The sequence below is a fragment of the Methylomonas fluvii genome, assembly GCF_014850975.1.
Taxonomy (GTDB): domain Bacteria; phylum Pseudomonadota; class Gammaproteobacteria; order Methylococcales; family Methylomonadaceae; genus Methylomonas; species Methylomonas fluvii.
In genome coordinates this window covers 963,257-988,203 of the sequence record NZ_JACXST010000003.1, presented here as the reverse complement: position 1 = coordinate 988,203, position 24,947 = coordinate 963,257, and the positions used below count along the sequence as shown (strand labels likewise).

17 protein-coding genes are annotated in these 24,947 nt (G+C 52.3%); 3 read left to right on the top strand and 14 right to left on the bottom strand.

Going from position 1 to position 24,947, the window contains the following annotated elements; all coding sequences use genetic code 11:
* Positions 1-187: 187 nt before the first annotated feature.
* Together EBB_RS22050 and EBB_RS22045 are read right to left on the bottom strand one after the other, a co-directional pair.
* A complete protein-coding gene (locus tag EBB_RS22050; protein WP_192395826.1) occupies positions 188-1,150 on the bottom strand; it encodes a FecR family protein in 963 nt (320 codons plus the stop codon).
* 72 nt (positions 1,151-1,222) lie between these two features.
* Positions 1,223-1,762, bottom strand: coding sequence for an RNA polymerase sigma factor (locus EBB_RS22045; RefSeq protein WP_192395825.1), 540 nt, complete (start codon positions 1,760-1,762; stop codon positions 1,223-1,225).
* A 267-nt stretch (positions 1,763-2,029) separates the two neighbouring features.
* Between EBB_RS22045 and EBB_RS22040 the strand changes: the two genes are divergently transcribed.
* On the top strand, positions 2,030-3,151 hold the full coding sequence (locus EBB_RS22040) for a sensor domain-containing diguanylate cyclase (protein ID WP_192395824.1): 1,122 nt from the start codon (positions 2,030-2,032) through the stop codon (positions 3,149-3,151).
* On the opposite strand, the gene galE is transcribed toward EBB_RS22040, so the two are convergent.
* From galE to EBB_RS22015, 5 genes are all read right to left on the bottom strand, one after another.
* Entirely contained in the window at positions 3,148-4,194 is a 1,047-nt protein-coding gene (galE, locus tag EBB_RS22035) for a UDP-glucose 4-epimerase GalE (RefSeq protein ID WP_192395823.1), read from the bottom strand. The two genes, EBB_RS22040 and galE, sit on opposite strands and share 4 nt — an antisense overlap.
* Before the next feature lie 15 nt (positions 4,195-4,209).
* Positions 4,210-5,067: a tRNA 2-thiocytidine(32) synthetase TtcA gene (gene ttcA, locus EBB_RS22030; protein ID WP_192395822.1), complete on the bottom strand. Its 858-nt coding sequence runs from the start codon at positions 5,065-5,067 to the stop codon at positions 4,210-4,212.
* A gap of 47 nt (positions 5,068-5,114) precedes the next feature.
* Positions 5,115-6,335: a beta-ketoacyl-ACP synthase I gene (gene fabB / locus EBB_RS22025; RefSeq protein WP_192395821.1), complete on the bottom strand. Its 1,221-nt coding sequence runs from the start codon at positions 6,333-6,335 to the stop codon at positions 5,115-5,117.
* Positions 6,336-6,345: 10 nt separating this feature from the next.
* A complete protein-coding gene (gene fabA, locus EBB_RS22020; protein WP_033156420.1) occupies positions 6,346-6,861 on the bottom strand; it encodes a 3-hydroxyacyl-[acyl-carrier-protein] dehydratase FabA in 516 nt (171 codons plus the stop codon).
* 76 nt (positions 6,862-6,937) lie between these two features.
* A complete protein-coding gene (locus EBB_RS22015; RefSeq protein WP_225587706.1) occupies positions 6,938-8,830 on the bottom strand; it encodes a transglycosylase SLT domain-containing protein in 1,893 nt (630 codons plus the stop codon).
* Between the two features lie 127 nt (positions 8,831-8,957).
* Between EBB_RS22015 and EBB_RS22010 the strand changes: the two genes are divergently transcribed.
* Both EBB_RS22010 and EBB_RS22005 read left to right on the top strand, forming a co-directional pair.
* Positions 8,958-10,754, top strand: coding sequence for an ABC transporter ATP-binding protein (locus EBB_RS22010; RefSeq protein WP_192395819.1), 1,797 nt, complete (start codon positions 8,958-8,960; stop codon positions 10,752-10,754).
* Positions 10,754-11,584, top strand: a complete 831-nt coding sequence (locus EBB_RS22005) for a PHP domain-containing protein (protein WP_192395818.1) — start codon at positions 10,754-10,756, stop codon at positions 11,582-11,584. Before EBB_RS22010 ends, EBB_RS22005 begins: the two co-directional genes overlap by 1 nt.
* Here the strand turns inward: EBB_RS22005 and EBB_RS22000 are convergent.
* The 7 genes from EBB_RS22000 to EBB_RS21970 form a co-directional block, all read right to left on the bottom strand.
* Positions 11,581-14,421, bottom strand: coding sequence for an EAL domain-containing protein (locus EBB_RS22000; protein WP_192395817.1), 2,841 nt, complete (start codon positions 14,419-14,421; stop codon positions 11,581-11,583). The two genes, EBB_RS22005 and EBB_RS22000, sit on opposite strands and share 4 nt — an antisense overlap.
* Before the next feature lies 1 nt (position 14,422).
* A complete protein-coding gene (locus tag EBB_RS21995; protein ID WP_192395816.1) occupies positions 14,423-16,567 on the bottom strand; it encodes a putative bifunctional diguanylate cyclase/phosphodiesterase in 2,145 nt (714 codons plus the stop codon).
* Positions 16,567-19,311, bottom strand: coding sequence for a response regulator (locus tag EBB_RS21990; protein WP_192395815.1), 2,745 nt, complete (start codon positions 19,309-19,311; stop codon positions 16,567-16,569). Before EBB_RS21990 ends, EBB_RS21995 begins: the two co-directional genes overlap by 1 nt.
* A 32-nt stretch (positions 19,312-19,343) precedes the next feature.
* Complete coding sequence (locus EBB_RS21985) at positions 19,344-19,964, bottom strand: YfiR family protein (RefSeq protein ID WP_225587704.1); 621 nt, start codon at positions 19,962-19,964, stop codon at positions 19,344-19,346.
* 42 nt (positions 19,965-20,006) lie between these two features.
* Positions 20,007-22,010: a TonB-dependent receptor plug domain-containing protein gene (locus EBB_RS21980; RefSeq protein ID WP_225587702.1), complete on the bottom strand. Its 2,004-nt coding sequence runs from the start codon at positions 22,008-22,010 to the stop codon at positions 20,007-20,009.
* Between the two features lie 68 nt (positions 22,011-22,078).
* Positions 22,079-24,046 carry a TonB-dependent receptor plug domain-containing protein gene (locus EBB_RS21975; RefSeq protein WP_192395813.1) on the bottom strand — a complete coding sequence of 656 codons (1,968 nt, stop codon included), beginning with the start codon at positions 24,044-24,046 and terminating at the stop codon, positions 22,079-22,081.
* A 435-nt stretch (positions 24,047-24,481) separates the two neighbouring features.
* Entirely contained in the window at positions 24,482-24,742 is a 261-nt protein-coding gene (locus tag EBB_RS21970) for a DUF2024 family protein (RefSeq protein ID WP_033156411.1), read from the bottom strand.
* Positions 24,743-24,947: the final 205 nt, after the last annotated feature.

The following is a 24,947-nucleotide window of genomic DNA, read 5'->3' as shown; positions in this document are numbered from 1 at the left end:
TGGTCTGTGAAGTGAATAGTCAGCGCAAAAAGCACATGGCTACCGAGACGTTTCAGAAAATGGAATACACAGTAAGGTAAGCGATATTTTTATCGGCAAGCCTAGCGTTGTCTAATTTGCAGGTAATTGAGCTAAGGTTTGAACCGGCGTGCAATCTGGGCAGCAAACGGTTGGTGAGGTTTTGGGCTTAGTTTTTCAACACTGTCAGATAAGGCGAGATATTGATGGTTTTGGCTCCCGCAATGTCCGCCAGGGTTCGAATCAGGGCTGTCGTATCTTCCAGTTTGTAATTGCCGGTGATGCGGGTTTGGCCCAACTTGGCGTCGGCGATGGCGATGGCGCCGGGATGGTAGCGATCCAGTTCGCTTATCACGTCTGCTAAGGTTTGATCTTGAAAAATCAAGCGGCCTTTTAGCCAGGCAAAGGTTTTACCGGTATCTATGGTGCTGATTTCCGCAACGCTGTGGGTATCGATCTCGGTATGTTGGCCGACGCTTAATTGTCGGTTTTGCCCTTGTTCGGCGCTACAAATCACTAGGCCGCTTTCGACATTCACTTGGGTAGTATCGCCGGTTTTGACGCTGAAGCGGGTGCCAACCACCCGCACGGTTCCCTGTTTTGTCGTCACAATAAACGGCCGGTCTTTGTCGGCTTGCACCTCAAAATATGCTTCGCCGCTTAATAAGGTTACGCCGCGTTGTGGGCCGGCATAATCCAGTTTTACCGCGCTATCGGTATTGAGAACCAGCGCGGAACCGTCCGCCAGTATTACTCGGCGCTGTTCGCCGGTGGCAGTGGTAATGTCTGCTTGCCAGCGTTGCAACCAATCTGTTGAAGCCAGGAACCAGCTGCTAACTAAGGTAATGCTGGCGGCGGCTGCCCAGCGCCGAATGGTCGATTTACGCTGTGCGGGCGGACGAAGCGGGATGCTGGCATATTGGCTTAGGGCCACGTTTAATGCCGGCGATTGCCAGAGTTGCACCACTTTGTCGTAAGCGGTTTGATGTGTAGGGTCGGCGGCTAACCAGCAGGCAAACTCGGCTTGATCGGCCGCACCGCTTTTATTGTCTTGTAAGCGGGCAAACCAGGCGAGTGCTTGATCTTGGACACTACCCAGTGTTGGAACTTCCTGATCAAAACGTAAAAGCATGGCGGTTGACGGGTTAGGCAATGAGGCGAATTTTATCAGTATTGGCGCTGGGTTAAGGAAAATCAGTATGGCCTAAGGTAGTGGATAGTCTTGCCGGCTGACTAATAAATGAGCTAGAGCTGCCTGTACATTCTTCTCTACCGCGCTGCGCGATATGCCGTAATAGGTGGCGATCCGCTCGTAATTCCAATGGTGAAATTTGTGCAACACCAGAATTTGCCTGCGCCGTTCGGGTAATTGCTCAAGCGCTGCCAGCATCAATGCCAGTTCTTGTTGGTCGGACGCTTGCTGCTCGGGCGTCGGAGTATCGTCCGGCAAATTGTCCAGCAGTGATATATCGTCGTCCGTATCACCTGTTTTTGAGTCGTCGGCGCGTTGGCGAATACGCTCTTTACGCAGATGATCCAGCGCCAGGTTTTTTGCGATTTGGTACAGAAACGGCCGCGGGTAACTAATGTCTTGGTTTTCCAGGGCGTGCAGCATTTTTATGTAAGCTTCATGCGCCAAGTCTTCGGCGGTTTGCGGGCAGCCGACGATGCCGAAAATAGTGTGAATCAACGAATCGCGATGGCTCAAAAATAAATCGTCGATGTTGAAGGCGAGGCTGTTCATAGCTAAGACGTGTTTGACGTGCTTGGAACCCGATAGAACCGATCTACAGCAATATTTGAACCAATAAGCAAGTGTGTTGATTTTGAAAGACAAAATGACATGGCACCTGGCGGCTAGGTATGGCATATGCCGTTTTAATAGGTGAAATGCCTGATTTATTTACAATCAGAATGGACGGAAGATGAGCGCTGGAAGTGCCTACAACTACACACTTTTTCTGCGAAAACTGCTAGTCTTATCACCTCGATTAAGCGGGTGGGGCCGAGCTTGGAACAGGATATAACAACAGATCTGCGGGTGTTGGAAAGTCATTTGGACGGTATGCTCAACCGCGTCCAACACAACAGCTTGACCTTGAAACGATTGCAAAGCTTTGAAATGCGTTTACTGGGGCTTAGTTCGTTGGCGGAGATGATAGAGTTCATTCTCGGTGAAGCCAAGGCCTTGTTCCAGTTGGACGTGATCAGTTTGTGTTTGATCGACCCGAAAAATGAAATCGCCGGTTATCTGGAAGTGGATAATTATAATTTTCGGGACCGGGAAGGGCTATTTTTAGCAACTAGCGAATGGCAATTGCGGCATAGTTTTGGTCTGTCCGACCAGCCGTTTCTGGGGAGCTATCAAACCACGATTTGCGAGAAGTTTTTCTCCGAATCCAATCAACAAAAACCGGCGTCGGTGGTGATTGCGCCGCTGATTCGCCGGGATCGGTATTTGGGCTCGTTGAATCTGGGCAGCTATCATAACGAGCGTTTCATGCAAGGCATGGCGACCGATTTTGTAGAGCACATCGCCTCGGTCATCAGTATTTGCCTGGAAAACAATTTAAACGTCGAAACCATGCGGCGCACCAGTTTGGTCGATCCCTTGACTGGCGTGAACAATCGGCGATTTTTGGAGCAGCGTATAGAGGAAGAGCTGGATCGCAGTCAACGCAATCGCGAACCTTTGTCCTGTCTATTTCTGGATATTGATTTTTTCAAACGCATCAACGACGGTTTTGGACACCAGGCCGGCGATCATGTGTTGGCTGTCGTGGCCGGCATCATCAAGAAATTGCTGCGCAATAACGATGTGCTGGCGCGTTACGGCGGCGAGGAATTCGTGGCCTTATTGTCGCAAAGCGATGGAAATACGGCCTCGGAAATTGCCGAGCGGATTCGTTTGAGTATTGCTAATTTGCAGGTGGAATATGGCGACCAAGCGATTCCGGTGACTATTTCGATTGGTGTGGCGACTTACCAACCAAGCCGGTCGCAGAAAAAGCTTGTCGCCGACATTGCGTTGCAATTGGTGCAAACCGCCGATGCTGCCTTGTACGAAGCCAAACGCAAAGGCAGAAACCGTATCGAGAATGGCGGTTTGGTGTTGGTTACGGAGCCTGCTTAGTGGTAACCGCTGGGATTGTTCTTCTGCCAGCGCCAAGTGTCGGTCATCATTTGTTTTAAATCCCGCTCGGCTTTCCAACCTATTTTTGCTTCAGCCAAGCTCGGATCAGCGTAGCAGGCCGCAACGTCGCCGGCTCTGCGCGGTGCGATTTTGTAAGGTACCGCTTGGCCCGTCACTTCAATGAAGGTATTGACCATGTCCAACACGCTGTAGCCGTTGCCGGTTCCTAAATTAACCGCGTCGCAAATCGCGGTATCGGCCGATTTACCAAGCAGGTATTGCAAGGCTTTGATATGGCCTTGCGCCAGATCGACGACATGAATGTAATCGCGCACGCCGGTACCGTCCTTGGTGGGGTAGTCGTTGCCGAACACCGACAGGACGGGCAATTTGCCGATGGCAACTTGCGATAAAAACGGCATTAGATTATTGGGGATGCCGTTCGGATCTTCGCCGATCAAACCGCTAATGTGCGCGCCGATCGGGTTGAAATAACGCAGTATTGCAAATTGCCAGGGCTGGCTGTTGCCGTTCAGGCTGTCGGCATTGCTGACATCGCGCAGGATTTCCTCGATAAACAGTTTGGTGCGGCCATAAGGATTGGTGGCTTGCAACGGAAAGCTTTCCAAGATCGGTACGCTGTGCGGATCGCCGTAAACGGTGGCGGACGAGCTGAATACCAATCTTTTTACCGAGAACTCATTCATCGTTTCCAGCAACACTTGGGTGCCGTAGATGTTGTTACGGTAATAGCTTAAGGGTTGTTGGCAAGATTCGCCGACGGCTTTCAGGCCGGCAAAATGAACCACCGCATCGATTTTATGCGCATTGAAAATCTCGCGCAGCGCTGCTGGGTCGGTAATGTCGGCTTGATAGAAACCGGGTTTGTGTCCGGTAATGGTTTCGATACGTTTCAGCGACTCAATTTTGCTGTTACTTAGGTTATCGACAACGATGACCTCGAAACCGTTATTCAGCAGTTCTACGCAGGTATGGCTACCGATATAGCCGGCACCGCCCGTCACTAAGATGGTGTGTGTCATCGTTGTATTTCCTGGTTAGCGCTCTAGGATATCTAGTCCGGCTTCGTCCGAGACGACACGCGGCAGACTTGCGTCGAGGTCGCGGCGCAGGCCGGCAAAATCGAACAAGCTGGCGTCGGCCATTTGCGAAGGTGCGATGTTTTGCAGGCTGGCGAAAATGGTCTCGATACGGCCAGGAAATTGTTTGTCCCAACCGTTCAGCATTTGCTTCATCGCCTTGCGCTGCAGGTTTTCTTGAGAACCGCACAGATTGCAGGGGATGATGGGGAATTGCTTGAAAGCCGCGAAGCGGTTGATGTCTTTTTCCCGGCAATAAGACAGCGGACGTATGACGATGTTTTGCTTATCGTCGCTGAGCAGTTTCGGCGGCATGGCTTTTAGTTTGCCGGCGTAAAACATGTTCAGGAAGAAAGTCTCGATAATGTCGTCGCGGTGATGGCCTAGGGCGATTTTGGTGATCTTATGTTCCTTGGCAAATCCGTAAAGCGTGCCGCGACGTAGCCGCGAACAGAGGCTACAGGTGGTTTGGCCTTCCGGGATAATGCGTTTGACGATACTGTAAGTGTCGTGCTCGATGATGTGGTAGGGCACGCCTATCGATTGCAAATATTCCGGCAGCACGTGTTCCGGAAAGCCCGGCTGCTTTTGATCCAGATTGACGGCAATAATCTCGAAATTAATCGGCGCGGTTTTCTGCAAGTTCAGCAGAATGTCCAGCATGGTGTAAGAGTCTTTGCCGCCGGACAGACAGACCATGACCTTGTCATCGGGTTCTATCATATTGAAGTCGGCGATGGCTTCGCCAACGCAACGTCTCAGGCGTTTTTGCAGCTTGTTAAACTGGGTGCGGGATTTGTGTTCTGGATCTGACATGGGTGCGGGGAAGGGCGGCTGAAACCAAAATTGCAGCCGCGCCAAAGTTAGCCGTTATAGCGTTGGAAAATCAGCGTGGCGTTGGTGCCGCCAAAGCCAAAGCTGTTGGACATGATGGTGTTCAGCGTGACGTTATCGCGATATTCTCTAACGATAGGAATGCCGGCCGCGCCGGGGTCGAGCTGATTGATATTGGCGGATGCGCTCAAGAAGTTTTCCTGCATCATCAGCAAGGAATAAATGGCTTCGTTGACGCCGGCCGCACCCAAGGCATGTCCGGTTAAAGATTTAGTCGAGCTGACTGCCGGTACGCCGTCGGCACCAAACACTTCGCGCATCGCTTCCAATTCGCGGGTATCGCCCACCGGCGTGCTGGTGCCGTGCGCGTTGATATAGTCAACTTTATCGGTGACGGTAGCCAAGGCCTGTTGCATGCAGCGCACTGCGCCTTCGCCGGACGGTTGTACCATGTCGTAGCCATCGGAGGTGGCGCCGTAGCCGACCAGCTCGGCATAGATTTTTGCCCCGCGCGCTTTGGCGTGTTCCAGTTCTTCGATGACTAACACGCCGCCGCCGCCGGAAATGACGAAGCCGTCGCGGGTTTCGTCGTAAGGCCGTGAGGCCGTTTCTGGCGTGTCGTTATATTTTGATGATAAGGCACCCATCGCATCGAACATCACTGACATAGTCCAGTGTAGTTCTTCACCGCCGCCGGCGAACACGATGTCTTGCTTGCCCAATTGAATCAATTCCATGGCGTGGCCAATGCAGTGGGCGCTGGTGGCGCAAGCGGAGCTGATGGAGTAATTGACGCCTTTGATTTTGAACGGTGTGGCAAGACAGGCGGTATTGGTGCTGGACATGGCGCGCGTCACCATGTAAGGGCCGACTTTTTTCACGCCTTTGGAACGCAGAATGTCAGCGGAATCGACTAAATTGGACGTTGACGGTCCGCCGGAGCCCATCACTAAGCCGGTGCGGATATTGGAAACTTGCGATTCTTCCAGGCCGGAGTCGGTAATAGCTTGCTCCATCGCCAAGTAGTTGTATGCGGCACCGTCGCCCATAAAGCGTTTAACTTTACGGTCTATCGCTTCATCCAGATCAATATTAACCGGGCCGTGTACATGGCTACGAAAGCCCATCTCGGCATAGACCGGTGCGTGAACGATCCCGGAACGGCCAGTGCGCAAAGAATCGACGACTTCGTCCCGGTTGTTGCCGATGCTGGAAACTATCCCTAAACCTGTTACAACGACGCGTTTCATGATGGTTTCCTTAGAAATCTTGAGTGGAAGTGAACAAGCCGACTCGTAAATCGGTCGCTTCGTAGATTTGTTTGCCATCGACTTCCATCGTCGCATCGGCGATGCCCATGACCAATTTACGCAGAATCACACGCTTCAAGTCGATTTTATAAGTGACTTTTTTGGCTGTCGGCAGCACCTGGCCAGTGAATTTCACTTCGCCGCAACCTAGTGCGCGGCCTTTGCCGGGGCCGCCCAGCCAGCATAAATAGAAACCGACCAATTGCCACATCGCGTCCAAACCCAGACAGCCTGGCATGACCGGGTCGCCTTGAAAGTGGCAATCAAAAAACCATAATTCTGGAGTAATATCCAACTCGGCGATGATTTCGCCTTTGCCGTATTTGCCGCCTTCATCGGAAATATGGACGATGCGGTCCATCATCAGCATATTGGGAAGCGGTAGCTGCGCGTTGGTCGGACCGTATAATTCACCTCGGCCGGACATTAATAATTCTTCGCGCGTGAAACTGTGCTGCTTCTCCATCTTGATTTTTACCTGGTTGGTGGGTTCAAAAACTGCGGCATTATCTAATAATCGGCTTAAAAAATCAGCTCAATTTTTAGCCGGGCATGACCTCGCGCATTAGATCGTCGATCTTTAAGCTGTCGCGTTGCAGGCGCTGCTGGTAGATCAAGCTATACATCAACACCGACGCGACATAACCCCGAGTCTCTTTATAAGGTATGTTTTCGATCCAGATGTCGGCCGGCAAAGCCCGGTTTTCCGGTAGCCAGCGCTTAACTTTATTGGCACCGGCGTTATAGGCGGCCGTTGCCAGTGCGACGTGACCATTGAATTGGCGCAAGAGTTTTTTGAAATAAAACGCGCCGTATTTGACATTGAGTTCCGGTTTAAACAGGCTGTAATCGCTATCCCAACTATCGCGCAATTCCGCAGCAATTTGCCGGCCGGTGTTCGGCATGATCTGCATCAAACCTTTAGCGCCGGCCGGCGAGTCGGCCAATTCATCGAACGCGCTTTCCTGGCGGATCAAACCCAAAATTAAACCCGGATCCAATTGTTGCGCGGCGGCGTTGCTTTGGATTGCCTGAACATATACCAGTGGAAAGCGCAGATTGACGTCATCCCATTGATTAGCCTTGGCGATAGTGGCAATTGCCAATGCCGGACAATTGGCTTGTTGGGCCAGTTTTGCGGCGACGGGTAGCTGGCGACTATCGAGTTTGGCTACTGCGTACCACCATTGGCGTTTGGCTTCCGGTTTTCTGTCGATTGCGAGTAGTTCGGAAAACACCTGGAAATCCGGTCGATTTTGTAAAGCCTCAAGGTCGCTGCTCGATACCGTCAAAGGTCTGTCTACCAGTTCAATCGCTTGCCTCAATTTGCCGGCCGCCAGAAAACCGTAAAAACTGCGATTCTTTGCCAACTGTTGAAACAAGGCATTGGCTGCTGCTGGCTGGGACGTCTCCGCCAAGCCGCGGGCTTGCCAATACTGCCATTTTTCCTGAGATTTTTCGTCGTCGTGAAGGCCGGCAATGGCAGTAGTGACGTCTTGCCAGTTCTGCGTATTTAGCGCGGCTCTGACTCGCCATTCCCGGGCCGATTCGTCTCTGTTTTCCAGTTGCGACAAGCGGGTGTAAGCGCGACTGTCGTGTTTCAAGGCCAAGGCGACAGCGATGCGTTTTTCGATAAAAGCCGCGGTTGCCGGCGTAATGGCGATTTGCGATTTATTACTGTCCCAAGTCGTCATGGCCGTTTCGACATTGCTCTCCAGCCAGCGGTCAATCGCGTGTGCAAACAACTCGCCGGCGTGTTCGGGGTAGTCTCGCCAGCCAGACTCCGACGCAACGCTCTCAGGCTGCCTGTGTAGTTTTAACCAGGTATTGGCAAGATTGAGTTCCGCGTCGCTGAAAAATCGGGTCAAGTAGCTTGCCAGGCTTTGATTGTCGCGCTTGAGGGCGGCGTGAAATCGTTGGTTGATCAGTTCCTTATTAAAGTACGGCGATGCTTTATAAACGTCGAACAAGGCATCGCAGTTATTCGGGTGCGTCTTACCGTTTAGCCATAAGGCGCGGGCCTGATTGAATGCTTCCAAGGCTTGTCCGGTTTGAAATTGAGCCAGTCCGGCGTAGCATTGCAGCTCAGGATCGTCACTGCCTTGGTAATAATTCACCAGCACCAGCCACTGCTGCTTTTTACCCAAAGCCAGCAACCACTTTTGCCGGAGCCCGGCCGCGTAACGGCTGTTGGCGTGGTCGTTTAAAAACTGTTTGATGTCGGCATCGGCATCTAAATGATTTTTTAGCCATTGGTATTGCAGATAAGGATACAGCGGGTAGCCTTTTAGACTTGAAGCGAGTGCGAAATATTCGGCATCGCGATTCTGGTTAAGCGCTTGCTCGGCGCGCAAAAATTGCTGACGTTGGCTGGCTAAAGAGATTTCATCCGCCCGGGCACTGTTCGGCAAAACGCCGGTCAGAGCGGCAAGCATTAAAAAACACGGGATAACATGCATATCAATTTCCACGACAGCCGAGACTAAACACTGAGCAAGAAGTTTTTGCAAAGTGGGTCGGGCCATTATAATCGTTAAACTTCATCGAATTTGTTTCATTACCTTGAAAACCACACATCGCGCGGCGCAAGCCGAATATTCCTGGCAGTACATTTACAGCATCGCTAAGCAGCATAAAAAACAACTGATCAACGGGCATTTGGTCGCCATATTGGCAACGGTTGCCAGCGTACCGGTCCCCTTATTGATGCCTTTATTGGTGGACGAGGTTTTGCTGAACCATCCGGGCGTGGTGCTGAACAGCCTCAATCCGTGGCTACCCGGCGAGTGGCAGCAACCTGCGATTTACATTGCCATTATTTTGCTGCTTAGCTTGCTGTTGCGCTTGTTCGCCTTGGTGCTAAACATTATGCAGACTCGGCAGTTTTCCAATATTGCCAAGGATGTGATTTTTCGGATTCGTGAAAGTTTGGTGAAACATTTGCAACACATCTCGATGTCCGAGTATGAAAGCCTGGGCAGCGGCACGGTCAGTTCGCACATGGTGACCGATTTGGACACGTTGGATAATTTCATCGGCACCACGATCAGTAAATTGTTGGTGGCAGTCCTGACCGTGTTCGGCACGGCCTTGATTCTATTGTGGATGCACTGGCAATTGGGTTTATTCATTATCTTTTTGAACCCGTTGGTGATTTATTTGGCCCGGGCTGTTGGTTCCAGGGTGAAGGAACTCAAAGCCAATGAAAACAAAGCTTACGCGATATTCCAGCAAGCTTTGAGCGAAACCCTGGAGGCGATTCATCAAATCCGCGCCAGCAACCGCGAGGAGCACTATTGCCGACAGTTAATCGGCAGCGCGCTGGCGGTAAAAAATCATTCGACCATTTATGCCTGGAAAAGCGATGCGACGGTGCGTTTGAGCTTTTTGACCTTTCTATTTGGCTTCGATATTTTCCGCGCAACAGCGATGCTGATGGTGTTGTATTCCAATCTGACCATAGGCGAAATGCTGGCGGTATTCGGTTATCTGTGGTTCATGATGGCGCCGGTGCAGGAGATATTAAGCATTCAGCAGTCTTTTTATGCTGCCAAAGCCGCGTTGGCCCGCGTCAATCAGCTGACCCTGTTGCAGCGCGAACCGTATTATCCGCATTTGCAAAACCCGTTTATCGGGCGTAAAACCGTGTCGGTCAGTGTCAAGAATCTGCATTTTAGTTACAAGGACGAACCGGTACTGAACGGTATTAATCTGACCATACCGGCCGGCGAGAAAATCGCATTGGTCGGAGCCAGCGGCGGCGGCAAATCGACGCTGGCGCAAACCTTAATCGGTTTATATCCGCCGGGCAGCGGTATGATTTATTTCGACGGCGTGCCGCTGAACCGGATAGGCTTGGATGTGGTGCGCGAACATGTCGCGACCGTTTTACAGCATCCCGCTTTGCTAAACGATACGATACGCGCCAACCTGACTTTGGGTCGGGAGATTGCGGATGCTGAATTGTGGCGAGCCTTGGAGATTGCGCAAATGAAGTTGACCGTGGAAGAACAGCCGCAGGGTTTGGATACCGTGGTGGGCAGACAGGGGATGCGCTTATCCGGCGGCCAACGGCAACGGCTGGCCGTCGCCCGGATGATAGTCAGCCAGCCAGCGGTGGTGATTCTCGACGAAGCCACATCGGCGCTGGATAGCGAAACCGAGTATAAACTACACCAAGCCTTGAGTACCTTCCTGGAAGGTCGCACCACCATCATCATCGCGCATAGGCTCAGTGCCGTGAAACAGGCCGACCACGTCTATGTCTTTGAACAAGGCCAGATTTGCGAACAAGGCAAACACGATGCGTTGATTCAACAAAACGGCTTGTACGCCAAACTTTACGGTGATTATCAATAGTGTCGGAATTATACGATTTACACAGCCACTCCACCGCGTCCGACGGCGCGTTGTCGCCCACCGAGCTGGTGCTGCGCGCCCAACAGCAGGGTGTCACCGCGCTGGCTTTGACCGATCACGATACAACTGCCGGCTTACAAGAAGCGACCGAAGCTGCCGCACAAGCGGGCATCCGCTTGATTCCCGGCATCGAACTGTCGGCCAGTTTTGAAAGCCATTGTCTGCACATCGTCGGTTTAAATATCGATCCGCAACATCCGGGCTTACTCGAAGGTATTGCCAAGCAACAATGGATTCGCGACCAACGCGCGCAAAAAATTGCCGAAAAACTGGCGAAGAAGGGCATAACCGATGCCTATCCCACGTTAAGGCAAATTGCCGGTAACGGCGAAATCACTCGCCTGCATTTTGCCGATTTTCTGGTTAATCAAGGTGTGGTCGAAACCCAGCAGGACGCATTTGATCGTTATTTGAGCAAGGGCAAGCCCGCTTATGTACCAACGGTTTGGGCCGGTCTGGCCGATTGTGTCGGCTGGATTCGGGCCGCCGGCGGTGTGGCGGTGTTGGCGCATCCCTTGCGTTATAAACTCAGTACCAAATGGATCAACAAAGCATTGGTGGCATTCAAGGTGGCAGGCGGGCAGGGCATAGAAGTGGTGACAGGCCGGGCCAGCGTTGACGATATCCGCTTAAGTTATTTGCATGCCAGCAAACATCAATTGCATGCATCGATGGGCTCGGATTTTCATGCGCCGGGCAACCCATGGCTGGAGTTGGGGCGTCTGGCGGCCTTGCCGGACGGCGCGGCGCCGGTTTGGCAGTTATTTTAACCAGGCGTAAACAGCTGGGCGAATTCGTCGGCGGGCAAGGGTTGATTCCAATAAAACCCCTGCGCTTTGCGGCAACCGAGTAGATGCAGTTGCTCGGCTTGTTCTTTGGTTTCAACACCTTCGGCCAAGGTCAGCAGGCCCAGCGTATCGCCCAATTGCAGGATGGCTTTGACGATAGCGGTGTCTTCGGCTTTGCCTGAGGTTAAATCCCGGATAAACGATTGATCGATTTTTAGTTTGTTCACCGCAAAGCGCTTCAAATAACTCAGCGAGGAATAACCGGTGCCGAAATCGTCGATGGCAAAGCTGACGCCCAAGGCGCGCAACTGGGCAATAGTATTGATGACGGCATTGGTGTCGAACATCAGGACCGATTCGGTTAACTCCAACTCTAAATAATGCGGTTCCAGGCCGGATTCAGCCAATGCGTTTTGCACCGATTCCAGTAAGTTGCCGCGCTTGAACTGTAGGGCGGAGATATTGACGGTAACCAGCAGTTTCATGCCGGCGTCGTGCCAAAGTTTATTTTGCTTACAGGCTTCGCGTAATACCCAGTCGCCTATCGGGACGATCATGCCGTTGTCTTCGGCGATAGGAATGAACTTGGCCGGCGGGATCATCGGGCTGTTTTCCGGTTGCCAACGCAGCAAGGCTTCCGCACCGATCACCGTGTTGTTTTGTATGGAATATTGCGGCTGATAGTGCAAGCGAAGTTCTTTGCGCTTCAAAGCCATGCGCAGGCCGTTCTCGATATTCATCCGCTCGATTGAAGCCAGGTTCATATCGTTGGAAAAGAAGCGGAAGGTATTGCGGCCTTCGTTTTTTGCCGAATACATTGCCGTGTCGGCTTTGTTGAGTAAACCGTGAAAATTCAGGCCGTCATTGGGATACAAACTGACGCCTATGCTGAAGGAGGTGCAAAGCGTGACGCCTTCGATGACAAAAGGTTGTGTCAGTTGATCGAGAATTTTCAGCACAATTTGCGTGATAGCATCAATGTCGGGAATATCGGTGAGGATAATGATGAATTCATCGCCGCCTTGCCGGCAAACCGTGTCCACCTCACGCACGCATTGCACCAGTCGCTCCGCAATGCCTTGCAGCAAGCGGTCGCCGACGTCGTGTCCCATCGTATCGTTAATATTTTTAAAATGATCCAGGTCCAGAAACAGCAAACCGACCAGCGTGTTGTTACGCACGGCATGGGCCATGGCCTGGTCGAAACGGTCGCGCAACAAGGTGCGATTGGGCAGGTTGGTGAGCGGATCGTGACGCGCCAGATATTCGATTTGGGCTTCGGCGGCCTTGCGCTCGGTAATGTCCGAAAAAATGCCGATGTAATGGCTGATGAGGCCATGGGTGTTATACATCGCGGAAATACCCAGCCAAGCGGGATAAGATTCGCCGTTTTTGCGGGTATCCCAAATTTCGCCTTGCCAGTAGCCGTTTTCGCGCAAGGCCTGCCAGATGCGTTGATAGTGGTTGAGGTCAAGATGACGCGCATCGAGAATTGAGGGTGTTTGCTGCAACACTTCTTCGGCTCTGTAACCGGTAATCGTTGTGTAGGCCTGGTTGCTGGACACGATGCGGGTATCCGGATCGCACAGGAAAATGGCCTCGCCGCTGTTTTCGAACACTTTGGCCAGCAAATTCAGGCGTTCGGCTGCGGTTTTGCTGTCGGTGATGTCGGTGTGGGTGCCCAGCATGCGCACTGGCTGATGATTGGCATCGCGCTCGACGATACTGCCTATCGATAAAACCCATTTCCAACTGTCGTCGGCACAACGCTGCCGGTATTCCAGGCGATATTCTGCCAGTTCCCCGGCGATGTACAGCTGGTAAGCGTCGGAAACGCGCTGCCGGTCATCAGGATGCAAGCGCATGATCCAACTGTCGATATTGATGTCGAAACAGGCGGGGTTGTAGCCGAGCATGCTGGCATATTCGGCGTTGATGATCATGGCCCCGGTTTGCGGATTGATGTCATAAAAACCTTGTTTGGCTGCTTGCATGGACAGCCGCAAGCGTTCCTCGCTATCGGCAAGGGCTTGCTGTGTGCTGCGCATTTCGGTGATGTCGTGCGCTAGGCCGTTCACCGCAACCACCCGGCCGTGGTCGTCGAGCATAGGCGACTCATTGAGGCTGAGCACACGCAGACTGCCATCCTTGCTGCGCACTTCCACTTCGTAGTTGGGTGGCTTGATGCCCGCCAGACATTGCTCGGTGTAGGTTCTGGCAAGCCGATTGATCGGGTTGTTGGTCGCGATATCGAAGCAGTCGCAATGTAGTTCGTCGGGTTTGTAGCCGAGGATATGCTCTACCGAAGGACCTAGGTAAGTAAAAATACGCTCGGTATTGTGGGAATACAGGAAGTATTCGTTACCGATACTTTCCACCAAATCCCGAAAGCGTTGCTCGCTTTGCTTGAGTAGCGTTTGTTGCTCTATAAGACGTTGTGTAGTGCGGTGCGAGCGCAGCACATAGCTGATTCGATGCGGCAACAGCGGCCATTGGATGGGTTTGCCGATAAAGTCGGTGGCCCCCAGCCGAAAGGCGTCTTCCACCGCTTGCGTATCCTCGATAGCCGTCATCATGACAATGGGTACCCTTTTGTCGCTGGCGGCGCGCATGCCTTGTAAACAACTGAAACCATCCATCTCCGGCATCATCACGTCCAGTAGAACCAAATCCGGCTCCGAGGCGATAAATTGTTCCAGCCCGGCCCGGCCGTTGTCGGTTTCGATCAGTTCGTAGCCGTCGGCTTGCAACATTTGCCTGACCAGCAGGCGGACCATCGGATCGTCGTCGACTAACAGGATGCGCGGCTTGGCGGACATGTCAGACTTTGTCGGCTAACAAGCGTTGCGCATTGAATGCACGGACAAATGCGGCAAATTCAACGGCGGGCATGGGCTTGTTGTACAAAAAGCCTTGAACTACTTCGCAACCGCTATCCAGCAGGAAGTTGGCTTGATCCTCATTCTCCACGCCCTCCGCGACTACCTCCAGCGACAGCGCGTCGGCCAAGGCCAATATTGCCGCGGTAATCGCCATGTCGTCTTCGTTGTGCGGAAGATCGCGGACAAAGCAATGATCGACTTTCAATTCCGAGATTGGCAATTTTTTTAAATAAGACAAGGACGAATAACCGGTGCCGAAATCGTCGATACTGATTTTGACGCCCAACGCTTGCAATTCCCTTAGCGTCACTAACGCGTCGTCGATATGGTCGAGCAAGATGGTTTCGGTCAGTTCCAGCTTGAGGTAGCGTGGTTCCAGGCCGATGCCGGTCAATACTTCGCGGACATGATTGCCAAAGCCGTATTGTCTGAATTGAGTGGCCGATACGTTCACCGCCATGATCAGTCCTTGGCTCAGTCCCGATTGTTGCCAGTCCAAAGTTTGCCGGCTGGCATTTTCCAGCACCCAATCGCTGATTTGGGCAATCAAGCCGGAATCTTCGGCAATTGGAATAAACTGCGACGGGCCGATCAAACCCAGTTCCGGGTGTTGCCAGCGAATCAAGGCTTCGCAGCCGACGACTTGCTGGCGGCGGATATTGATTTTGGCTTGATAGTAAAGCTGCAATTCATGGCGTTCTATGGCCCGGCGCAGGCTGTTTTCCATCGCTAGTTTATGAAACGCGGCAACATTTAGGGATTTACTGAAAAACTGATAATTATTATGGCCGTGTTCGCTGGCATGGTTCATCGCAAACTCGCCGTTTTTGATGAAGCTGTCTTCATCCTGACCGTCGCCCGGATAGACGGCGATACCGATATTGATCCCCAGAAACAATTCGGTGTTCTCCACCGGAAAAGCGTGCTGCATCGCCTGAAAAATCCGCTTAGCCACTTTGACGCTATCGCGCGTGTCCTCGATATGATTCAGCAACACGGTAAATTCGTTACCGCCCAACCGGGAGACCGTCATGTCCGCCAAATCGTAATCGGCGTTGATAGAAATGTAGTCGCAGTCCCGCACTTCGGCCAGCAAGCGCTCGGCGAACAATTTCAACACTTGGTCGCCGATTTTGGGACCCAGGGTTTCGTTGATGCGTTTGAAACGATCAATACTGATAAATAGAGTCGAAATCACCGTACCGTAGCGCGTGCAATAGGACATCGCTTGCGCCAGAACTTCCTTGAACAGCGTCCGGTTGGGCAGACCGGTTAGCGGGTCGTAGTAGGATAAAAGCCTTACCCGTTCTTCTATGTGCCGGCGTTCAGTAATATCTTGCAGCGTACCGTGGATATGGCTTACCTGCCCATCGGCGATAACGGGTTTGCCTTGAATATGAATCACTTGGTTGGCGCCATCGTCATGAGTAATCGATAATTCCAGGCGAAAACTGCGTTGGTTTTTTACACAAAGATCAATGGCTTGTTGCAGTTTGCCGACTTCCGATGGCTGCATGGGTTTGTATAAGTCGCGGCATTTATGTTCGAACGATGAACGATTCGTGCCGAGGATATTAAAGACTTCTTCCGACCATTGCATGTTGTCGTCGGCAATAGACCAGTACCAACTGCCTAGTTGCGCTATTTTTTGCGCTTGGCGCAGTTCCGCTTCGCTCCGGGCCAGTTCTTCTAACGTGGCGACCGAGCGCAGCAAATAACGTAAGCGGTGTGGTAAGGTCGGCCAATTGAGCGGTTTGGGGATAAAGTCGGTCGCGCCCAATTGAAAGGCGCGATTGACCGATTCCAGGTCGTCCATGCCGGTCAGCATCACGACGGGCAGCAGGCTGTTGCCGGGCATGTTTTTGATGGTTTGCAGGCAGTCGAAGCCATTAAGGTCCGGTAACATAACATCCAGTAATACCAGATTGGGCCGTTCGCTGGCTGCCAATGCCAAGCCTTGCTTGCCGCTAGCCGCGCAAATGACATCAAACGCTTCTCTTTGCAGAATTTCTTGCAACATCAGACGCACCATATCGTCGTCGTCTATCGCTAAAATCAGGCTGCGGGCAGGTAATCGTTCCATTATGAGGGTTTGAGTTGCGAAAGCCGCTGGAGAATTTCTTTATATTCTGTTTGCAGGCTTTCGGCAACCCGGCTATCGAATTGCAAAGTGTTGTTCCGCGCCGCATGTTCAAGCGCACGGGCCAGTTCCGACAAGTTTAGTGCACCGATATTGGCGGCGGCCGATTTTAAACTATGCGCGGCATGCCGCACCGTTTCCGTATTGCGCTCCAACAGGCCGGAGCGGAGTGTCGCGATATGTTGCTCGACATTGGTCCTAAACAAGGCCAATACGTCGTCGACCAGCGCGCTGCCGCCAATTTCCAGTAAGGTATTCAGCGCGGCCGGGTCTAGGGTGGCGGCAATCGATTTGATCTCGGGTGCAGCTGTATTAAAGTTGGTTGTGGGCAGCGGGGCTGCCAACGCCTGGATTTTGTCTTGCAAGGTTTTTTGTAAAAACGGTTTACTAAGATAATCATCCATGCCGGCCTGCAAACAGCGTTCGCGATCACCTTCCATAGCGTTGGCGGTGAGGGCAATAATGGGGATTCGGGGCAAATTGCGGCTGCTTTCCCGATTGCGGATGTATTGGGTTGCAGTGTAACCGTCCATGACAGGCATCATGCAATCCATCAAGATGAGATCGACAGGTTCGCGGTCGATAATATCCAGCACTTCCCGGCCGTTATTCGCCAGCGACAGGGTGTAGCCTAACTGGCGCAACATGGCGCTGCATACTTTCTGGTTTACCGGATTGTCTTCGGCCAGCAGGATTCGAATAGTGCCAGCAGCAGAAGCGGGCGCCCTGAGCGATTGCGGTTTTTGCGCCATCAGCCCCAGCAGCGCATCGTGCAGGGTGCGTCTGTGCAGAGGTTTGTGAAGATACAGATCGCAGGCGCTGCCGCGAATTTTGGCTAATACGTCTTCCTCGTTGCTGGACGTAATAATGACGATGCGGATATTGGCAAATCGCCGGTCTATGCGAATCCGTTGGGTTAATTCGACGCCGTTCATGCCCAGCATTTTCATGTCCAGCACGGCAATATCGAAGAACAGGCCCAAGTGTGCCGACTGATCGAGAATTTCCAGGGCATGCGCGCCATTTTTGGCGACGCGGGTAAACATGCCGAAAACGCTCAAATGATTTTCCAGGATTTTCGCATTGGTGGCATTATCTTCCACCAGTAAGACCTGCTTGCCTTGCAGATCGTTGCCCGGCAGGGTTGCAGGCAGGGCTTGGTTAGCTTGGCGGAGCGGGATATGCAGGGTAAATACCGAGCCGCTGTTCGCACGGCTTTGCACTTGGATATTGCCGCCCATCAATTCGCTTAGTTCCTTGCTGATTGCCAATCCCAGGCCAGTGCCACCGTATTTGCGCGTCGTGGAGCCGTCGGCTTGACTGAAAGATTTGAATAGGCGGGCTTGAGTGTCCGGGGTGATGCCGATGCCGGTATCGCTAATACAAAACTCCAGACACATGCCATCAGCTGATGGGCAGCGATCCGATTCGGCCACATTCACCTGCATTTTCACCGAGCCGGCTTCGGTAAATTTGATGGCGTTGGATAACAAGTTGGTGAGTATTTGCCGTAATCGATAAGGGTCGCCTCTCACGTCGCGCGGCACCCGCTTATCGACGGTGCAAACCAGTTCGATGTTTTTGCTGCTGGCGCGTTCGAAGAATAAGGCGGCGAGTTGGTCGGTAATATTGATCAAGTTAAAATCGATTTCTTCCAGCTCCAGCTTGCCCGCTTCGATTTTTGAAAAGTCCAGAATGTCGTTAATCACGGTCAGCAGTGAATCGGCGGAACTGAACACGGTTTCGGCGTATTGGCGTTGCGTGGTGTCCAGGTCGGTGCCCAGCAGCAATTCGGTCATGCCCAGCACACCGTTCATGGGGGTGCGGATTTCGTGGCTCATGGTTGCCAGAAATTGCGACTTGGCGATATTGGCGGCTTGGGCATCGACGACTGCCTGACGCAGGTCGGCGGTGCGCAGATCGACTTGTTTTTCCAGGTTGCCGCGCTGATTTTCCAGTTCGGCATCGCGTTGTTGTACCCGCTCTATCATCTGGTTGAAGCTTCTTACCAATTGGCCGATTTCATCCTCGCCTTCACCTTGGGCGCGCACCATGTAGTTGTTGTCCCTGGATACCTGTTTGGCCAGGGACGACAGCCTGATCAGCGGTGCGGCGATCGATTCCGCCAAGCGCCGGCCGAAAAAAACCGCCAGAATAAACGAAACCACCATCACCAAAAAAATTTGCCCCAGACTGATAATCACCATACGCCACATGGGTTTTAAGTCGAGCTGCAAGCGCAAGGTGCCGATCACGTCGCCGTTATCGTCGGGTAAGGGGTTTAAAATGACCTGGCTCAATATCCGCAGGCCCTGGTTGCGTTGTTGTTGTTCCGCATCGCTCAAGGTGGCGGGGAAGCTGTCCGGTGCGGCCTTGGCGGGGTAATGGGCGAAAATTTCGCCGTCATTTTTGTAGAGTTGCGCGGAGATGACTTCGGATTTGCCGCGTAAGGTGGCCAGAATCTCGGTGCCGGTTTTGGTGTCGCCAAACAGCAGCGCAGCGTTGGCGTTAAAACCGATCATTTTGCCGAGCGAGCGCACTTCCATTGACAGTTCGCGCCGCTCCTGCCAGATATGCGTCATGCTGGTAATCAACAAGGTAAACAGTAGAGCCAATGCCAAGGTGATGGCTTGCAAGCGTTGCAGCTTGTAGGTCATCGGCAGATTGGTCAGTTTGTCGCGAATCATGGGTGGCGTCGAGAGGTCATCTGCATGTGGGCTTATTTACCGGCCAAAATGTTTTTAGCCAGTTTCAGCAGCTGGGCGCTGATTCGCGTGTTGCCGGCGTTGGCGGTTTCCAAGTTAATTTCGAAGCTGAGCCTGTTGCCGTCCTGGATCAAACCTATGGTGCCGCCCTGGTTGATAAACCCGGATTTGTCGCTGACGCTGACTACCGACGAGCCTTTTAATTCGCGGGCGTAATCGCCCGGATTATCGGCGGTATCGATAAAGATCAGATGGCAGGATTTTATATCTTTGGGTGATATATTGCGGACGATATCCAAGGGCTTGCCGTTCACCGTTTTGCCTTCCAACATCAATAAATGGTCGCCGAAATCGGTATGACTGCTCAGGCACAAGGTATAACGATTCGGCGCTGTTGCAGGCTCCGGCCATTCGATAAACTTAAAGAAATTGTATAAAAACGCCACTTTCACCGCCGCTTCGCTGGCCGCTTCGGCGTGGCATAAATGGCCGCTAAACAGCAAAGGCAGCAACAGCATTTTGCTGAATAGCGTGATGGGTGCGAATTTTGGTTTTTTCGGCGCGCGCAGGAACGACGCATTGCAGCCGCGATTTCGGTACAATCTTGCATAGCGATGGCGCAAGATTCGACTCATGTTCGACACCGGTTCTTTGCGATATGCATAGTGTCGGGCCGCTTAAAAGTCCCAGCGCAAGGTGCCGTATACCTCGCGTTGCACGGCTGTGGCGGTGGAAAACATATCCGAGCCGTATTCGAAATGACTGCTGTTCAGCAAATTCCGGCCCACCAGCGCCAGTTCCACGCCCGCGCCCAAGTCCCATCCCAATCGTGCATCCAGGTCCTGATAGGCTCTGGATTGCGCGCCGTTAAGGCCGGTCGCGTCTGAGTAACGCCAGTTCAGATCCAGCTTGAGTTGCGGGGAGAATTGGTACATAGACCAGAGCATGGCTTTATGGGCCGGGTAGCTGTCTCCGGAGATCAATGTGGTGTTGGCAGGCGCCAGCGGCGACAGGCGGAAGCGTTCTTCTTCGTGGCTATAAGTGGCCCGCAGTTTCCAATTTTCAGTTGCTTGCCAGTCGACACTGATTTCCCCACCGAAGACTTGCACATGCCCGTAGTTGTTGTAATCCAGCGTCTGCAACATGTAGCCGGCGAAGGGTTGGGTGTTGGGCGTCAAGCTGGCGTAATCGTCGTAGCTGTAATGATATAAGGCTACATCAGTACTGAGTTGGCGACTGAGTTGGCCGCGCCAACCCAGTTCGAAGCCGATCATTTTTTCGGCAGTGAGGTCCGGGTTGCCGTTTAGACCTCTCAGCATGGGGCCCATTGGGGTTGGTTGGGTTTGCAGGCTGTAAGAAATGTTCTGCTCGACCCAATTGGGCGTGCGCACTGAGCGGGATACCGAGCCCCAAAACGAATGTTTGTCGTCCGGCGTCCACAGCAAGCGCGCGTTAGGTTGCACTTCGAATTGCGTGACCGGGTTGTGCTCCAGCTTGCTACCCAAGGTCAAATGCCAACGATCAGGCACCAAGGTAATATCGTCCTGCCCAAACAGGCTATAGATACGGTCGGTTCGATTGTTGGCACTCATGGAAATTTGCGCGCTGTCCTCGAAATTATTCAGATTGAAACGCACGCCGCTGCCCCACACCAACATGTGGCTATCGTTCAGCTTGTAGTTATGCTGAAAATCGACATCGATATTGTCGATTTGATATTCCGAATTCAAGTAAGGCGATTTCCGGCTATGCCTGTCCCAATACATGCGCAGTACAGTATTGGAGTCCGAGCTTTGATATTGCTCCCAGCGTGCTTGAATGTAATGGCCGGAGAACAATTGGTCCGTTGGTAATTCCCGAGAAAAGGGCGGCGCCAGCACCGGCGTCCGTTGCGATGTTAATGATGGGAAGTCTTGCAGTGCGCCATTGCTCTCGCCAAGGAATGCATCGCCTTGCAAACTGAGTTTGTTGGTAAAGTCAATGGCTTTGTCGTAACGAAAACCGATTTTGCTCATCTCGCCTTCATCGCCAGCCTTACTGCTGCTACCCAGGGTTTTTGAGTCGCCGTAGTTAGTGTGGCGGCCGTAGACTTTTAGATAGGCGTCGCCGCCCAAATCGGCGCCGTAGCGCAGACCGCCGCCGGAGCGTTGGCTGCCGACATGGCCGGATAGCAAACCGCCTTGTGTGTCTTTGGCTGATTTAGTGATGATGTTGATGACGCCGTTGACCGCATTGGCGCCCCACAAGCTGGCGCCGGGGCCGCGGATGACCTCGATGCGTTCGATGTCTTCCATCATCACATCTTGTTGATCCCACCATACCCCGGAAAACAGCGGGTTATAAACGCTACGGCCGTCCACTAACACCAGCAATTTATTGACAAATTGGCTGCTGAAGCCGCGCATCGATACGGCCCATTTATTGCCGTCCACTTTAGCCACGTGCATGCCCGGCACCACGCGCAAGGCTTCCGGGATAGTCGTAGCCCCGGTTCGGCGGATTTCGTCGCTGCTCAGTACGAATAGGGCGGCTGGAACGTGTTTGATATCGGTGGGGACTTTCATTACCGAGGTCACATCGAGATTCATCAATTGCTCAACGCTGAGGCCGGTCAAATCCGGTAAATTGTCGCGTTCAGGCTCTTGATTGGCGGCGTGCGAGGTGGTTTGTCCCAAACACAAAAGCGCTCCCAGGCCAATAGCCCAAGATTTCCGTCGATGAAACGCCTTTTTCATATGATCGGCCCTTTTTAAAACGTCAACTGTAGTTTCAAGCGAAATTCCCTGCCGTTCATCTGTAACAGGTCGAAGCGGTCACTGTTGATCAGCATTTCATAATGGCTGTCGAACAGGTTATAAACCCCGAAAGACACGTCCAGGCCACGCATCAAACGATCCGTGCTCACATTCAGATTGACGAGATTGTAGGCATCGGCTTTGCCGCTCTGAAATGACTTACGGTCGCCAATGTAAATGTTCTCGATACCGAGCTTTACAAAATCGTCGAACAAAGGCTCAGCATAGTGTAATTTGAAAATATTTTGCGGCGAACCGGTTGCCCACACCCCGTGTCTGGCTTCGTTGGTAAACAAGCTGTAGGTGTACGATGCCTTGAACATTCTGCCGCTGTCCCAACGTTTTTCCGCTTCCCATTCCGCACCGTAGGCATGGTATTTTCCAACATTGTCCAGCAGCGCCGTTTCGGGGTTGGCTTTCAGTAACTCGGTGATGTCGTTGTAAAACAAGGAAACCAGCAGTTTCAGCCCGGCATTGGAATGCCATTCGGCAATCGCTTCGTAGCTTCTGATTTGCTCTTCTCTAAGCTCGGGGCTGACGCCGTAATAGTAGTTGTTGTAATCCAGGTTCCAGGCATGCGGTGCGCGAAATGTCGAGCTGTACAGCAGCTTGAAGGTGGTACTTTCCAAAGGGTTCCATATCAAGCCCAGACGCGGATTGAGTTGCAGGCGTTTGAGCATGTGGGTCTGATCTAGGCGCAGGCCGGCGCTGAAAACCAGATTGTCCAGTAACTGGATGTCGTCTTGAGCGTAGAGTTCGACGCGGTGGCCGCTGAGGTCGCTATCCTGATAAATTTGATAAGGGTCGGTAACATAGCCGAATTGGCGCTGGGTTTGGTCGTATTGATATTCCAAGCCGAAAAGTAGTCTATGTCCGTCGAATACGCTAGTCGTTAGTTGTGCTTCGCCGCCCCACCAGCGGCCGCTGGTTTGGTCGTGATAAATGTAATCACCGGCGTCATTGAAGGGGTCTTCGGCCATGTAATCGTAGCCTTGGTAAAAACCCTTAGCCATGAACGAGGTCTTCGCACTCAGGGCTTTTTGATATTTCAGATTGGTGAAAAATTGTCTGTCGTAAGTATGAGCGCGGGGATCGTTGAAAATGGCACCGTATGCCGCAGTCGGCACGCGTTTGTAGCGATCAACAAAACCGCCGCTGAGGGTGAATTCTTCGAACTGCATCCGCCCGAACAAGCGGTCAGCGCGCTCGGTATCCATGTTATGCGCGATACCGTTGTTGGTGCCGGAGTCATCGAAAGCCGGGAAATATAAATTTTCCACGCCCTGGGTATCGAAATGCGATGCCGACAACAGCACATCGGCGCCGTTGTCGAATTGCTTACCGACACTGACGCGGCCTTTGTAGGTGTCAAAACTACCTACTTCACCGGCTATTTGCGCCCCGTTCAAGGCTTTGCCTTTTTTGGTGACCACGTTGATCAAGCCCAAAAAGGCGTTGGCGCCATAAATAGTGGAGCCGGAACCGGGAATAAACTCGATACGTTCCACCAAGTCCATGTCCAGCATGAATTCTTGGCCGATATTGCCGGAGTCGAAGATGTTTTCGTTCATGCGCTGGCCGTCGATCATGAACAGCACGCGGGAATTGTAGTCGCCAGACTGAATGAAGCCGCGCACGCCGACAAAGCTATAGTTGCGGTCATTGCTGGTGAACAAACCGCGCATGCTGTTCAGCGCGTCCGCCAGTGTGCGCCAGCCGAAAGTGCGTATGTCGTTTGCCGTTAAAATAGAAACTGAGCTGGGGGCTTGACTGGCTTTTTGACCCAGCCTGGAAGCGCTGATGATTTCCACATTCAGCAATTGCTCGATGGAAAGTCCAGTTAAGTCTTCCGATGCCTTACCGGCCGCTTGCGCGGTAGCCAAAGGCATCAACAGCATACCTAGGACGATCAGCGCGCGCATTGAAAGTCTTGTCTAGTGGGTGGCGGGGACATGAATAATGATAAGACTTGGCTTAGTGCGTACAAACTGTCGATTAACGCAATATTAAAAAACGATTATTTTACAATAGATTATTGTGGTTCAAGCTAGTTAGATTTCAATTCTGGTGTTTTTGGGTGGGGATTGGTGGGAGATGCTGGCAAAGGCCGACGTATCGTTTTGAGATAGTCTGATGGGTTGGACGCCATTGTTCTCCCGGGGCCGCATGGCAAGGACAACCGTATAGGGCACCCTTTCGGCGCGTGTAAGTTCGATGTTGGTAGCTATGTCGCTGCTGACGAGGATGCCACTGAGGTCGTTACTGATGCTTTTCGGAAAACAGGTATTTCATCCTTCTAATCTTAAGGCCTTGCAATGCAAGGCCTGGATGTCATTAGCATGACAGCAATATTGCTATCAAGCCGGACAACCTTCCATTTTGTATATGAAGTAACCTTGGCGATTGATAGTGTCAATCACATTAGCCGGTGCTTGTTGAGTATGGCAAAAGCGACATTCCTTACTGGAGACTACCGCATCGCTTTCCCCGATTGAAGATAGCCACTGTTTGGCATACTGAATGGCTTGCTCACTGTCCTTGCTGGCGGTAAATACATCAAAATGCATGACATGGTTGTCGTGTGCTTTTACATAGGTATCGTAAACGTGGATTTCCATCAAAAACTCCCGGATAAATAAAGTAAAAATTGCTCGATGCCATTAAAGAAATGGCCGGATAAAAAACGTCCAATGCGCTTTTTCGGTTCGGCGCTTGTCAGTCAATCTCTGAAGGTTTGGTTTTCGGAACTCTCTGACAACGTCATGGCAAAGATGCCGAGATGACGGATTTACATCCGTCATCGGCAGAGATCCGCAAAAACGT